The following is a 12,619-nucleotide window of genomic DNA, read 5'->3' as shown; positions in this document are numbered from 1 at the left end:
GCGAGGGTGGCCGATCAGTGCGCGGCCGTGGCCTCGACGGCGGCGAGCCTGCGCAGTCCTGCGGGATAGGCGCGTTTGCCCAGGACCAAGGCGGCGATAGCGGCCAGGTAGGCCAGTGGTGCGAGGCGTAGCGCGGTCGCCAGGCCGAGGTGGTCGGCGAGCACGCCGACGACGAACGGGCCGAGGGCGAGGCCGAGTAGGCTGTTGGCCAGGGTGAGGGAGCCGAAGGCCGATGCCCGCACCGAGGCGTGGGTGAGGTTGGCGACCATGGCCGCGGTGGGCCCCGACGAGCCGCCGGAGAATAGGGCGCCGATGCCGATGAGCAGCAATTGCAGCGGCCCGGTGCCGAGACTGAAACCGATCGCCAGGCACAGCAGCGAGACGGTGCAGAACACGATGGCGGTGGTCCATTTGCGGGACATATCGCGGCGGCCGACGCGGTCGGTGATCACGCCGCAGCCCACCATGCCCGCGCCGACGAGCAATACGAACACCGACGCGACCGCGCCCGCCCGGTCCGGGGCCAGGTCGTAGTAGCGGTTGAAGAAACTCGGCATCCATGACAGCAGGACCGCGGCGGTGAAGATCTGCAGGGCGCTGCCCAGATACGCGCACACCACCGCCGGATTGGTGAACAGTGTCGACACCGGCGCACGGACGCCGCCGCCGTGCTGTGGGCGCGGTTGCGGATCGCTAACGTGGCGGGCGAGTTTCGTCTCGGTCACCGCCGCGCGGAACAGCAGAGCGAGGATCAGTCCGAAGACTGCCATGGTGGCGAAGGACCACCGCCACCCCAGCTGAACGGCGATGACCCCGCCCAGGCCGACACCCAGCACCGATCCGAACGAGCCACCGGCCATGAACGCGCCGCTGAGTGCGGCGTGAACCCGCGGGGCGAACACGCTGAGTACCACGGCGATTCCGACGCTGCCGTAGGCGGCCTCGCCGACCCCGACCAGGAAACGGGCGGCGAGCATGTGCTGGTAGCTGGTGGCGACCGCGCACAGCAGTGTCGCCGCGCTCCACAGCACGGCCATCAGCACCAGGCTGCGTACCCGGCCCCAGCGATCGGCCAGCACCGACAACGGCAAGGTGAGCAGTCCGACCATCAGGGCGACGACGCTGGTGAGCGATGCCAGCCGGGAATCCGACAGCATCCATTCGGATTTCAGGAACGGGAAGACGGCGCTGAGGACCTGCCGGGACATGTAGTCGGCCAGCAGCAGCCCGAAGGCCAGCGTGAACACGACCCACGGGTAAAGGCGGCGGGCGCGTGATGTCGGATCGGCCGCCGGAGCCGGGGCGGCGACCGACTGGTCGTCCGCCCCGGTGGCGGTAGTGTGCAACTCCATTGGTGCTCCTACGAATCCGGTGTACCGAGACGGTGTGCGGTGCACCGGAGCTGAGGGGAAAGGCGGGGCGGGGCGAGACCACTGCGACTTGCGCCCAGACCGGGCAGGGGACCGAAGTCCCTGCCCGGAAACCGGTGCTCAGGCGTGGTGGGTGAATCCGACTTGGCCGGGCTTGCGGTTGGGTGCGAAGCCGATTTTGGCCAGCGCCTCGTCGGCGTCGGTGTAGCGCTCGTCGAGCTTGTAGATCTCGCGTGCCTCCTTGCCGGTGGCGATCTCGCGGCCGAGTTCGCCGGCGATGCGCACCAGTTGCTCGATCTGCTGCACCGAGGTGATCTTCTGGCCCTTGCGGCCCCACAGGGTGTCCTCGTTGCCGCAGCGGGCGTGCAGGCCCATGGCGATGGCCATGGTGTTGATCGGCAGGCAGCTGCGCATGAGCGTCTCGAGCGTCAGCACCGCCCCGTCGGGCACGCGGCGGATGAACTCCATCATGTTGTAGGGGTTGGGTCCGTCGAATCCGCCGCCGATGCCGACCCAGGTCACCATGAGCGGACCGGTGTACACGCCGCGCCGGATCAACCGTTCCACCGTCTCCAGCTGAGGGATGCTGGAAAGCTGGAAGTGTGGCTGAATACCGTTGGCCTGCAATCGCTTCAGGTGCTCTGCTACCCATGCGGGACCGGCCGGGACCACCATCTCCCGGTACGCCTCGTACACCTCGGGGCGGGTGAAGGAGGTGCCGGCGATGTCGTCGTCGGTCATCAGTTCGACGATGTTCATCTGGCTGGTGTTGATGGCGATGGTGACCTGATCCGGTTTCGGGTCGAGTTCGGCGAGCAGGTGGCGGGCGTCGTCGGACAGCCATTTCGCTTCCGCGCCTTCGTCTTCCGGCGCGAAGGAGATGGAGCCACCGACCTGCAGGATCATGTCCGGCACGGCATCACGCAGCCGGCCGAGCAACTCGTTGAACTTCGACAGCCGCTTGGAGCCCTTGCCGTCGAGTTCGCGCACGTGGATGTGCAGGACGGTGGCGCCGGCGTTATAGCAGTCCACCGCGGTCTGAACGTGCTCGTCCATGGTCAACGGCAGATCCTCGCGAAAGTCGTCGAGTTCCCATTCCGGGCCGTAGGGGGCGGCGGTGATGACCAGCTTCTCCTGGTTCTCCGGGAACAGCGAATCGTCGTGGAAATACATGGAAATGCTCCGATCGGAATCGAACAATGGGGGGAGAGGAGAATTAGAAGGGGCGGTCGCCGATGATCCCGGCGCGCTCCATCTTTCGGACGGCGGGCCAGTAGTCCTGGACCGCATAGTGCTGGGTGGAGCGGTTATCCCAGATGGCGAAGCTGTTCTTCGTCCACCGCCAGCGCACCTGGTACTCCGGGATGGCGGCCTGCCGCATCAGGTAGTGCAGCAATTCCCCGGCCCCCGGCGCGTAATCGCTACCGAAGCGCACGTTTTCGGGCGTGTGGTAATTGACCAAGTGGGTGGTGAAGGAGTTGACGAACAGGATCTGCTCACCGGTCTCCGGATGCGTGCGCACCACCGGATGCTCAGCATCGGGGAAGCGGCGGGCCAGTTCGTGGCGCTTGTCCTCGGGCATGGCCGCGCCGAAGCTGGCCTCGATGCTGTGCCGGGCGCGCAGGCCCTGAATGCGGTCCCGCACGTGCTCGGGCAGTCGCCGGTACGCCTCGACCATGTTCACCCAGATGGTGTCGCCGCCAACGGGAGGCGTTTCCACACAACGCAATACCGCGCCCATGGGTGGGTTCACCCGCCAGGTGGCGTCGCAGTGGTAGGCGTTCTCGTAGTGCTCGGGGGCACTATCGAGATCCTTGTAGATGCGTACCAGACCGGGATGGTCAGGATCGCTGCCCGCCACGGGGTGGTCCTCCAGCGGGCCGAAACGCTGCGCGAGTGCTACATGATCGGCGCGGGTGATGTCCTGATCGCGAACGAACAACACCTTGTACTCGAGCAGCAGCGCGCGCAACTGGGCGAACAGCGCGTCGTCACGAGCCACCCGCGCGAGGTCGACATCGAAGAGTTCGGCGCCGATCGTGCAGGTCAACGGCTGCACGCGGAGGGATCCGCGTGTCGTCGAATCATGCAGTGGGGCAATGGTTGTCATAGGTTTTCCTCCATATGTCGCGCCGCCGCGACGGCCGGGTCAGAGGGTGAAGACCGAGGAGCCGATGCTGCGGCCGGATTCCAGATCGCGGTGCGCGCGCACCGCGTCGGGCAGCTCGTAGCGCTGATTGATCTCGATGCGGATCCGCCCCGCCGCGACGTGGGAGAACAGCTCCCCGGCCAGGTCGGCGCGCTCGGCGGGGTCGGCGATGTAGTCGGCCAGCGCGGGCCGGGTGACGAATAGTGAGCCCTTGACCGCCAGCTGCATGGCATCGATGGGCGGCACCGGCCCGGAGGCAGTGCCGAAGCACACCAGCAGCCCGCGCCGCGCCAGCGAATCCAACGACGTCTGGACGGTGGTCTTGCCGATGCTGTCGTAGACCACCGGCACCCCGTCCCCGCCGGTGAGTTCCCGCACCCGCGCGGCGACGTCCTCGCGGGTATAGATCACCACGTGGTCGCATCCGTGCGTCCGGGCGATCTCGGCCTTCTCCTCGCTCGACACGGTCCCGATCACGGTGAGCCCCAACAGCTTCGCCCACTGCGAGAAGATCAATCCCACACCGCCGGCCGCCGCGTGCAACAGCACGGTGTCGCCGGCACGCAGGGGATGGATGCGGCGCAACAGATAAGCCGTCGTCAGGCCCCGCATCGTCATCGACGCTGCCGTATCGAACCCGATCTCGTCCGGCAACCGGATCAAGTGGCCGGCGGGCATCACCCGCTCGGTGCTGTAGGCCCCCAGCGGACTGCCGGTGTAGGTGACACGGTCGCCGGGCCGGAAACCGTCGACTTCGGGGCCGACGGCCTCGATGACCCCCGCCGCCTCGACCCCCATACCGGTGGGCATCGCGGCCGGGTACAGGCCGCTGCGGAAGTAGGTGTCGGCGAAATTCAGTCCGACCGCCTCATGCCGGATACGTACCTCGCCGGGCCCTGGCGCGCCCACCTCGACCTCTTCCCAGCGCAACACCCCTGGACCACCGGTCTCGTAGAAGCGAACAGCGTGTGCCACAGTGAATCTCCTCTTCGACGTCGTCACGCCGACGTGGGCGCGGTCGGTCCTGATGTCCGACGAAACGGGCCTGGTCACCGCCCTTGTGATGGAACCCACAGTAAGCGGGATCACTCGCGTCTGCTTATCCTGGAGGGACGGATTTCCATTCATCTCGGGACATCAGGAGGATGTGGTGAAGCCGCTGGCCCGCTACGCCGCGCTGCACGACTACGTGGCACTCGGCCAGTCACTCGGCCTGGCCCCGGTCGAACTGATCCGCGCATCCGGTCTGGATCCGGCCAGCCTGAGCCTGCAGGACCGCTGGGTCCCCGCCGAGGCCATCGCGGATCTGCTCGAACGCTCCGCGATCGCATCTGGATGCGAGGACTTCGGGCTACGACTGGCCGAACGCCGCCGCTTCGCCAACCTCGGACCGTTGAGCCTGGTCATCCGCGACGAGCCCGATGTCCGCAGCGCCCTGCGGGTCATGTCCCGGCACCAGCACATGTACAACGAATCCCTGCACACCCGCCTCACCGAACACAACGGCATCGCCACCATCCGCCTGGCCCTCGACCTCGGAGGACCAGGCGACACCCGGCAAGCCATCGAACTGGCCGTCGGTGTCCTGCACGGTCTCCTGCGCGGGTTCCTCGGAACCGGCTGGCAGCCACTGGAGGTCCGCTTCACCCACTCCGCGCCGCGCGACCGTCGCACCCATCACCGCCTGCTCGGCCCGCACGTCGGCTTCGATCAGGAATTCAACGGAATCCTCACCTACGCAACCGATCTCGACGCCCCCAATGCCATGTCGGACCCGCAACTGCACGCATACGCTCAGCAGTTCTTCGACTCCATTCGAGACACCGATGCCGCGGCCACCATCGACCGCGTCCGTGAACTCATCGAACTGCTCCTGCCCACCGGACGCTGCTCGGTCGAACAGATCGCCCGCAGCCTCGGTGTCGACCGCCGCACCATCCACCGCCACCTCGCCGCGGAAGCCGAAACCTTCACATCCCTACTGGACACCACCCGCGCCGAACTCGCCCAGCACATGGTCATCAACCGGCGCCACACCCTCACCGAGATCGCCGAACTACTCGCGTTCTCCTCACCCGCCAACTTCTCCCGCTGGTTCCGGCAACGTTTCGGATGCAGCCCCACCCAGTGGCGAACCCGCACGGCCAGCACAAAGCCGGGGACTCCGTAACACGCCCACATTCCGCCGACCGCACCACGTCGACTCGGCCGTGTCAGCCGTTCTCCAGAGACCTGTGGAGTTCGGCGGCCGTGTCGAGCCGGGCGCGGACGGCCGCCAGTCCCGTCGTCAGCTCGGCGGGCTGGGTCGCGGCCGAAATGTACTGCGCTACCGCGGCTTCGATCGATTCGATGGCGTGGGTCGCGGCGGGCAGTTGCTCGGTCCGGTGCGCGGGGGGCAGGGCCGCGATGGCGACGAGGCGGTTGTCCCAGGCCAGGGCGGACTGCTCGAGTTCGGCGCGTAGGACGATGGTGGTGCCGTCGTCGAGGGTGTTCGCGTCGCGCAGCGCTGTCATGGCGTCGCGTAACCGGCGATGTAGGCGCGGCTCGGGGTCATGGGAGCCTGCCCACGAGGCGGGCGCGCGGGTCGCGATGCCCGGCACGACCTGATTCGCCGCCGCGACCGAGCTCCGCTGCCGGGCCGCCACGATCGCGACACCGGCCACGACCGCGGTCAGCGCGGCCGCGACAACGACGAGCACCCATATCATCGGCTACCTCACCATCCTCACGGGCTACCTCCGATGTCCTCCGGTCCCGTGGTGTCCATGAAACCTCATGTACAGCATCACGATCGCCGCGACCACCGCAAGCGCCAGCAGCACCGCGGCGACGATCTTCGCTTTGCTCCACGGCCGGTCGCCGTGTACTTCGCCGGTGATGCCGTTGACGTACACCTGGAACGGACGCCCCGTGTAGATCACGGTGAGCAGCCAGATGGGCAGCAGCAGGTGCTTGTACGCCAACCGGTTCCACACAACGTCGAGGTTGTGGATGCGTTGCCGGTCGCCGCCGATGTCGTCGCGCGCCGTGTGCTCGATGACATCGCGCATCCGCTGCTCGGCCTCCGGGAACGACTGCTCGGCGTCGTGGTCGTAGGTGCGGCACAGATGTCCGGCCACGTACTCGGGTGTGAATGCCTTGGCTTCCGGGATCGGCCACGGCTCGAGGGCCTTGATCCGGTCCCGGTCGAATCCGTCGTTGGCCAGCACCGGCAGGTCGGCGAATTCGTTGTGCACCGCACCGCTGACCGGGTACCAGCGCACGCGGGTTTCGGTGCGGCGTTCGTCGCCGCTGCCGACCTCGACCTCGTACTCCTCGCCACGATCGCCGGTGTAGTGGGTACGGGTGTCGGCGTCATAGGTGAAATAGGCGGTGTAGACGCTGGCGAACGAGCCCAGCTGCCGGTAGCGCTTGAACTCACTCGGCGCGAACCACCGTCCGTTGATCCACTTCTCGACCAGTTCCCGCGCTTGCTTCTCGCCCACCGCGAACGGGATCACCCCGTCCACCGGCAACCGTGCGGGCGCATTGTGCACATCGTCGCGTTGAATCGGCGTGGCGCAGTAGGGGCATCGCGTGGCCGTCAATGTCCCGGTGAATGTGGTGTGCCCGCCGCAGTTCTGGCACACCACTTCCCGCTCGCCACTCAGCTGCGGTCCCGCGACCGTCGTCACTTGTGCCCGCAATTCCGCCATGGCCGAATGCAATTCACGAGCCGAGACCGGTTGGTCCGGCACGGTGATGGGGGAGCGGTTCCCGCAGTGCGGGCACAGCAGGTCCTGCCCCGCCGGATCGAACACCAACTGCCCGCCGCACGCTCGGCACGGGTAGGTGCGGGTGAGCTCGGTCCGATGCCGCATCGCCCGATCCGAGTCAGCCGAATCGGTCCCGTCCGAATGTTGTGCACCGGGCTGTGACGCAGGTGTTTGCCGGTCTGCCTCGGCTGCTGCGGCATAGGCCATCGGCGGCAATGGCGGTGGCGCGAGCGGTAATGGGGATGGTGTGGCTGGCTGTGCTGAGACCGGCAGTGGCGGCGGGACTACCGGTCCCACAGACGCGGGCGGCGGCGGGCCTACCGATCCCGCAGGTGCGGGCAGCGGCGGCGGCACCGCCGGAGCAGGCGCGGCGGGACCCGCAGGCATGGGTGGGGGATCGACCGCCCCCGCCGAGGCGGGCAGGGGCGGGGGCACGGCAGGACTCTGCGGCTGTCGAGGGTCGTTCACTAGCTACTCACTCGATGGGGCGGACGCGACGGGCATGGGTGGAATGCGCGAAAACCCTTGGCGCACCTGATGCGTCGATGTCCGCGTGAATGACTGGGTCCGCCGGGCGGTTACGGTGTGGGCGGCAGGGGCGGCGGGATGCCGGGCAGCGGCGGTGGGGCCGCGAACAGGGTTTGCAGCACCGCAACCGTTGATGCGGCGGCCCAGCCGGGCATGCCTTCGGTCCACACATTCGTCTCACGGCTCAGTTGTCCGCCGGCGACGAATTGGCGCAGCTGCTCGATCGTGTACGGACCCGCGGGCTGGCCACCATTGTCGAAGTGGAAGGACTGCTGGCTGGGCAGCGGCGGCGGAGCGCTGGATTGCGTTGCCGCGGGGGCCGATTGCTGCGGGGCGAGGCCGCCCTGCATGGCGTTGGCCATCTGCCCGCCGAGCACCACGCCCATCCCGGCCTGCATGGCCGCACCCATGCCGCCACCCGGATTGCCGGCCGCGACGACCATGGCATCGGCGGCCTGCATCTGCTGGTAGCGGTTGAGGTCCACGTTGTTCATGAAGCCACCGGCCTCCACACCGCGGGCCACACCGCGGGTCATGGCCTGCTGGATCTCCTCCGGCAGCGAGATCGTCATGGTGACCGCGTCGATGTCCAGGCCGTAGCCGGTAACCCGCTGGGCTACGAATTCCCGTAGCCTGCCGGACAATTCGACCTGCCTGCCCTGCAGATCGATGGCGCCGAGCCCGCTGGCCAGGACCATGTCGGAGAACGCGGTCGTCACATTGCTGCGCAGCAGTTCGGTGATCTCGTCCATATCGACGACGCTGTCGGTGCCGATGACCTGCTTCAGGAACTTCTCGGTATCGACCACCTTCACCACGGCGGTGCCGTTGGCGCGGATCTGCACCATCCGGAAATCCGGATCGCGCACGGTCACCGGTTGCGGTGTGCCCCAACGCATATCGGTGACCGGACGGGTGTTGACGAAATACACCTCGGACCGGAACGGCGAGTCGAAACCGTGTCGCCAGCCCTGCAATGTGGACATGATCGGCATGTTCTCGGTGGTCAGCGTGTAATGCCCGGGCCCGTACTTGTCGGCGAGCTGACCCCGGTAGACGAACACCGCCTGCTGCCCCTCGCGGACGATCAGCTCCGCGCCGTTCTTGATCTCGTTCTCGTAGCGCGGAAACCGCCATGCCAATGTGGTGCGGGAATCGTCGAGCCATTCGATGATGTCGACGAATTCCCCCCGGATCATATCCATCAGACCCACGGAAACTCTTCCTCCCTTCGGGCAACACGCCCGCCCAGGCGAGTATTGCATACCGGGCCGAACAGCCGCGGTACTCGCCATCTGGGTATCGGGCGAAGTGCCGGAAGGTGTTAACGGCCAGAGCTATTCGTTCACCAAGACCGGTATCGACAGCACCGCGGCCGACACCGGGACGTCGGCCGGGGCCGAGGTGATGGTGAAGTCGATCCCGTCGTTGTGCGGCACATGCCTGCCCCCGCCGTAGGGTTCTTCGTCGGCGTGCTCGAAAAGGCCTGTGCCGATGAGACGTCCGGCCGCATCGTAGAAGGCCGCGCGCACCTCCAAAGCCAGCACGTCGCTGACATCGGTGGTGATGGCCAGCGTGCCGTGCACGGTGGAGCCCGCTAGGCGCGTGCCGGTCAACCGCACTCGATCGGTGAACGGTCCGGGCGTCAGCCGGACTTCACCTGGTGCGGCGGCGATCGAGGCTGCCGGTGCCTCGGTGGTCTTCGGCGTCAGCGACGGAGCCGCCGCCGGGACCGGGGTATCGGCTTGCGGAGCCGACGAGCATGCCGTTCCGAACGCCGCCACCGCCAGCATCCCCGCGACGAGCCCAGCGCGTAGGGGCGAATACCGCACCGCCGCGAAGCGTTTCGGTCTCACGGCAGTAGCGCCTTGTGCATCTTGGTGTAGAGCGCGGTGTTGTCCTGGCTGGTGGCGAAGACGTCAGCGCCCGGGCCGTAGGCGTAGATCTGCACATCCGCACCGGTGTGGTTGCCCGACAGGTAGGTCAGCCACAGGCTGGCCTCCGGCGAGCCGTCCTTCACCTCGACCGGATCGTCCGGCGTGCGGAAGGTCGCGGGCGCGAAGTTACGCGGATCGGCGGCACCGGCACCGTTGATCGCACCGCTGGAGCGGGCCGGATCCTTGACATTGTCCTTGCCGTCGCGCGACGGACTGGAGTTGTTGGCCGAGTTGGTGGTGTCGATATTGGTCGGCGGCGCAACGGCTTCGGCGTTGGTGAAGGTGGTCTTCTCGATGATATTGAAGCCCGCGCATTCGTGGTCGGCGGTGACGATGACCAGGGTGTGGCCGTCCTTCTTGGCGAAGTCCATGGCCGCGGCGACCGCGTCGTCGAACGCCTTGACCTCTTGCAGGGTCTGGGCGGCGTCGTTGGCGTGCGAGCGTTTGTCGATGAGCGCGCCCTCCACCTGCAGCAGGAATCCCTTGCTGTCCTTGCGGTTCGAGAGCAGGTCGATGGCCTTTGTGGTCATGTCGGCCAGGGTCGGCTCCTGCTTCTGCGGCGCGGTGTCCGGCAGCGCGTTGCGGGCCTGGGTGACGGTCAGGTTGCCGCGGTTGAACAGGCCGATCACCTTGTCCGCGCGCACGGCCTTCAGGTCGGCCGCCGTTGGCACCCGCTGGCTCTCGGCGGTCTGCGCCTTCAGCGCCGGGTCGCCCATCGAGCCCAGCACCTCATAGCCCTTGTCCTGCATCGCTTTCTGGTCGTCGGGCTCGAAGCGGGCCAGGCCACCACCGAAGATGACGTCGGCGGTGGCGTTGCGGGCGATCTGCTCGGCGATCGGGGTAACGAGCGTCTTGTCCGCGGGCTGCGCCTCGTAGCTGCCGTCGGATTTCTTGGGCAGGCAGGACGATTCGCTGAATGTCGGTCCCTGGCAGCCGCGCAGCAGGGTGTGCGCGAACATGGCGGCCGGGGTCGCGTCGGTGATCTCGGCGGTCGAGACGTCGCCGGTCGCGAAACCGGCGGACTTGGCCTGCTCCATCAGTGTCTGCACCGGCTTGCCGTAGGCGTCTACGCCGATGGCGGCGTTGTAGGTCTTCACTCCCGAGGACCACGCGGTCGCCGAGGACGCCGAGTCGGTCACCAGCGAGGGCTGGTTGGTGCCGGGGTCCACCGCGTAGGTGGCCACCGCGCCGAGGTAGGGCAGCTGCTCCATGTTCAGGCGCCCGTTCGCGCCGACGAAGCGCTGCCGGGCCGCGGTGACGTGGGTGCGGCCCATACCGTCGCCGAGCAGGTAGATGATGTTGTGCACTTCGTTGTCGGACTTGGTATCCGACCCGCAGCCCGCGAGTATGGTCGCGCTCACCACCGCGGCGCTGACCGCCGCCGTCGCGCCCAGCCAGGCCCGTCTGTTGTGTCGCACTATGTCTCCTTCTACCGTCCGCGCCACGGCGGCCGTGTGCATCGCCCGGTGCTCCCAGGCGGGGCGGACGATACTTGGGCTCGATTGCCCGAAACCGACGCACAGTTGTCGACTCGGTGAACCCATTCGCACCGACTCCGGCGGCTACCAGCCGCGATGACTTGCTCGCAGCACGATCCACGGCAGCGGCGCACGGGGATCGATCCGCAAGCTCATCGAACGGTTTACCATGCGCCGAAACAGTTTTCGGATGAACCCTTTCGTCTTCGCCTGCGCCGGTGGGGTATTGCCTTGGTGGCGGATGGAGCGGTCTTCGGATGTGTCGCGGACGGCCCCGAGCGATTGCAGGTCCTTGTCGGCGCTACGGCGACCCTTGCTTCATTTCCGGCCGCGTAGGAGGAGGAACGCCATCCACGCGGCGCCAGTAACGGCGAGCAGAGCCACGATACCGATTATCGACAGCAGCAGGTCCATGTGATCCATTGTAGGTTTCGGTGAGCGCTCGTGGCGCTATAGATTTGAATCACCCGGAACTCCAGCGGCACATCGCGATTGGGGATAGGTCTAGCCGATTGCTCGGATTTCGGGACATAGGTTTTGAATGCGGTGAGGCGCCGCGTTGTCGTTGGATGCCACGGAGAAGGCGCATCTGGACAGTCACGGATGCCGTCTGTGGACGCGGGAACCACACTGCCAGAAGAACTTCAGGTGATCCTGGATCTTTTGGACCCGCTGCCGGGTGTTGAGTCCTCGCTATGACGTGTTGGCGCACAACAAGTCTTATGCATTCGTGAGATTCGGATTCGATCCGCTGCCCAGTAGCTCGCGCTGCGGATGAGCCAGAATTGGCCATGCCGGCGGATGAATAACACGGCATAGCACCAAAAACATCGCCGATCATCTGCACCACCTAGCCGATGCAGTCAGGGCAGGGAATTTCGATGCCGGTATCCCGTCGCACCGCCATGCGACAACCCGTGCCGAATTCGGATCTTGGATGGAGATCAGATATTTCACCGGCGAAGGGTGCGGTTATCCCAACCTTTGGGTGGGTAGGACGGCATGCCATATGCAACCAAGATGGAAAAACCGCAGCTCGGGGCCCTCTGAGTCGTTCAAGGAGAAGACGAAGATGCCAAACCTGAATGTCATGCCGGATGTAGGCGCACCGACCATGAAGCAGACCGCGCATGCGATCACCGCCGAATCCGTCCGCGACCGGCTCGTGGAGCGGATCGCCGTACGACTGAGCACAAGGGCCCGGGATGTGGACGTGCATCAGTACTTCAACGATCTCGGCCTGAAGTCGGCCGACGCGCTGGTACTGGCGAGCGAACTGGAGAGCTGGCTCGGCGTCGAGGTCGAGGCCGCGGCGATGTGGTATTACCCTACGATCGCGGAACTTTCGGCGTACCTCGCCGAAGAGCACGCCGCGGCCGCAGCCGCCTGACGGGTCGGTTCC

The 12,619-nt window shown here is 66.7% G+C and carries 11 protein-coding genes; 2 read left to right on the top strand and 9 right to left on the bottom strand.

Translation table 11 applies throughout. The features are described from left to right. Nucleotides 1-14: 14 nt before the first annotated feature. The 4 genes from ACHQ4I_RS27440 to ACHQ4I_RS27425 form a co-directional block, all read right to left on the bottom strand. Nucleotides 15-1,352, bottom strand: coding sequence for an MFS transporter (locus tag ACHQ4I_RS27440; protein ID WP_420774733.1), 1,338 nt, complete (start codon nt 1,350-1,352; stop codon nt 15-17). A gap of 138 nt (nt 1,353-1,490) precedes the next feature. Beyond that, nucleotides 1,491-2,543 (bottom strand): beta-keto acid cleavage family enzyme, encoded by a 1,053-nt coding sequence (locus tag ACHQ4I_RS27435; protein WP_420774732.1) that lies wholly within the window; start codon nt 2,541-2,543, stop codon nt 1,491-1,493. 43 nt (nt 2,544-2,586) lie between these two features. Beyond that, nucleotides 2,587-3,480 (bottom strand): TauD/TfdA dioxygenase family protein, encoded by an 894-nt coding sequence (locus tag ACHQ4I_RS27430; protein WP_420774731.1) that lies wholly within the window; start codon nt 3,478-3,480, stop codon nt 2,587-2,589. A 39-nt stretch (nt 3,481-3,519) separates the two neighbouring features. Beyond that, nucleotides 3,520-4,494, bottom strand: coding sequence for a quinone oxidoreductase family protein (locus tag ACHQ4I_RS27425; RefSeq protein ID WP_420774730.1), 975 nt, complete (start codon nt 4,492-4,494; stop codon nt 3,520-3,522). Between the two features lie 175 nt (nt 4,495-4,669). Here ACHQ4I_RS27425 and ACHQ4I_RS27420 point away from each other — a divergent pair, with 175 nt between their 5' ends. Further along, nucleotides 4,670-5,689 (top strand): AraC family transcriptional regulator, encoded by a 1,020-nt coding sequence (locus tag ACHQ4I_RS27420; RefSeq protein WP_420774729.1) that lies wholly within the window; start codon nt 4,670-4,672, stop codon nt 5,687-5,689. Between the two features lie 43 nt (nt 5,690-5,732). Here ACHQ4I_RS27420 and ACHQ4I_RS27415 read toward each other — a convergent pair whose 3' ends face one another. From ACHQ4I_RS27415 to ACHQ4I_RS27395, 5 genes are all read right to left on the bottom strand, one after another. Then, nucleotides 5,733-6,227 (bottom strand): hypothetical protein, encoded by a 495-nt coding sequence (locus tag ACHQ4I_RS27415; protein ID WP_420774728.1) that lies wholly within the window; start codon nt 6,225-6,227, stop codon nt 5,733-5,735. Nucleotides 6,228-6,251: 24 nt separating this feature from the next. Beyond that, complete coding sequence (locus ACHQ4I_RS27410) at nt 6,252-7,379, bottom strand: TFIIB-type zinc ribbon-containing protein (protein WP_420774727.1); 1,128 nt, start codon at nt 7,377-7,379, stop codon at nt 6,252-6,254. Between the two features lie 473 nt (nt 7,380-7,852). Further along, nucleotides 7,853-9,007, bottom strand: coding sequence for an SPFH domain-containing protein (locus ACHQ4I_RS27405; protein WP_420774726.1), 1,155 nt, complete (start codon nt 9,005-9,007; stop codon nt 7,853-7,855). Nucleotides 9,008-9,139: 132 nt separating this feature from the next. Further along, a complete protein-coding gene (locus ACHQ4I_RS27400) occupies nt 9,140-9,658 on the bottom strand; it encodes a hypothetical protein (RefSeq protein WP_420774725.1) in 519 nt (172 codons plus the stop codon). Continuing rightward, entirely contained in the window at nt 9,655-11,157 is a 1,503-nt protein-coding gene (locus ACHQ4I_RS27395) for an alkaline phosphatase (protein ID WP_420774724.1), read from the bottom strand. Before ACHQ4I_RS27395 ends, ACHQ4I_RS27400 begins: the two co-directional genes overlap by 4 nt. 1,132 nt (nt 11,158-12,289) lie before the next feature. Here ACHQ4I_RS27395 and ACHQ4I_RS27390 point away from each other — a divergent pair. Beyond that, entirely contained in the window at nt 12,290-12,607 is a 318-nt protein-coding gene (locus ACHQ4I_RS27390; protein ID WP_420774723.1) for an acyl carrier protein, read from the top strand. Nucleotides 12,608-12,619 lie beyond the last annotated feature (12 nt).

It is taken from the genome of Nocardia nepalensis (assembly GCF_048910785.1).
Classification (GTDB): Bacteria; Actinomycetota; Actinomycetes; order Mycobacteriales; family Mycobacteriaceae; genus Nocardia; species Nocardia nepalensis.
This window is presented reverse-complemented; position numbering and strand designations above follow the sequence as displayed.

Coding starts and splice junctions, on each gene's coding strand:
- ACHQ4I_RS27440 (WP_420774733.1), bottom strand. CDS start 1,352: ATGGAGTTGCACACTACCGCCACCGGGGCGGACGACCAGTCGGTCGCC.
- ACHQ4I_RS27435 (WP_420774732.1), bottom strand. CDS start 2,543: ATGTATTTCCACGACGATTCGCTGTTCCCGGAGAACCAGGAGAAGCTG.
- ACHQ4I_RS27430 (WP_420774731.1), bottom strand. CDS start 3,480: ATGACAACCATTGCCCCACTGCATGATTCGACGACACGCGGATCCCTC.
- ACHQ4I_RS27415 (WP_420774728.1), bottom strand. CDS start 6,227: ATGATATGGGTGCTCGTCGTTGTCGCGGCCGCGCTGACCGCGGTCGTG.
- ACHQ4I_RS27410 (WP_420774727.1), bottom strand. CDS start 7,379: ATGCGGCATCGGACCGAGCTCACCCGCACCTACCCGTGCCGAGCGTGC.
- ACHQ4I_RS27405 (WP_420774726.1), bottom strand. CDS start 9,007: ATGGATATGATCCGGGGGGAATTCGTCGACATCATCGAATGGCTCGAC.
- ACHQ4I_RS27390 (WP_420774723.1), top strand. CDS start 12,290: ATGCCAAACCTGAATGTCATGCCGGATGTAGGCGCACCGACCATGAAG.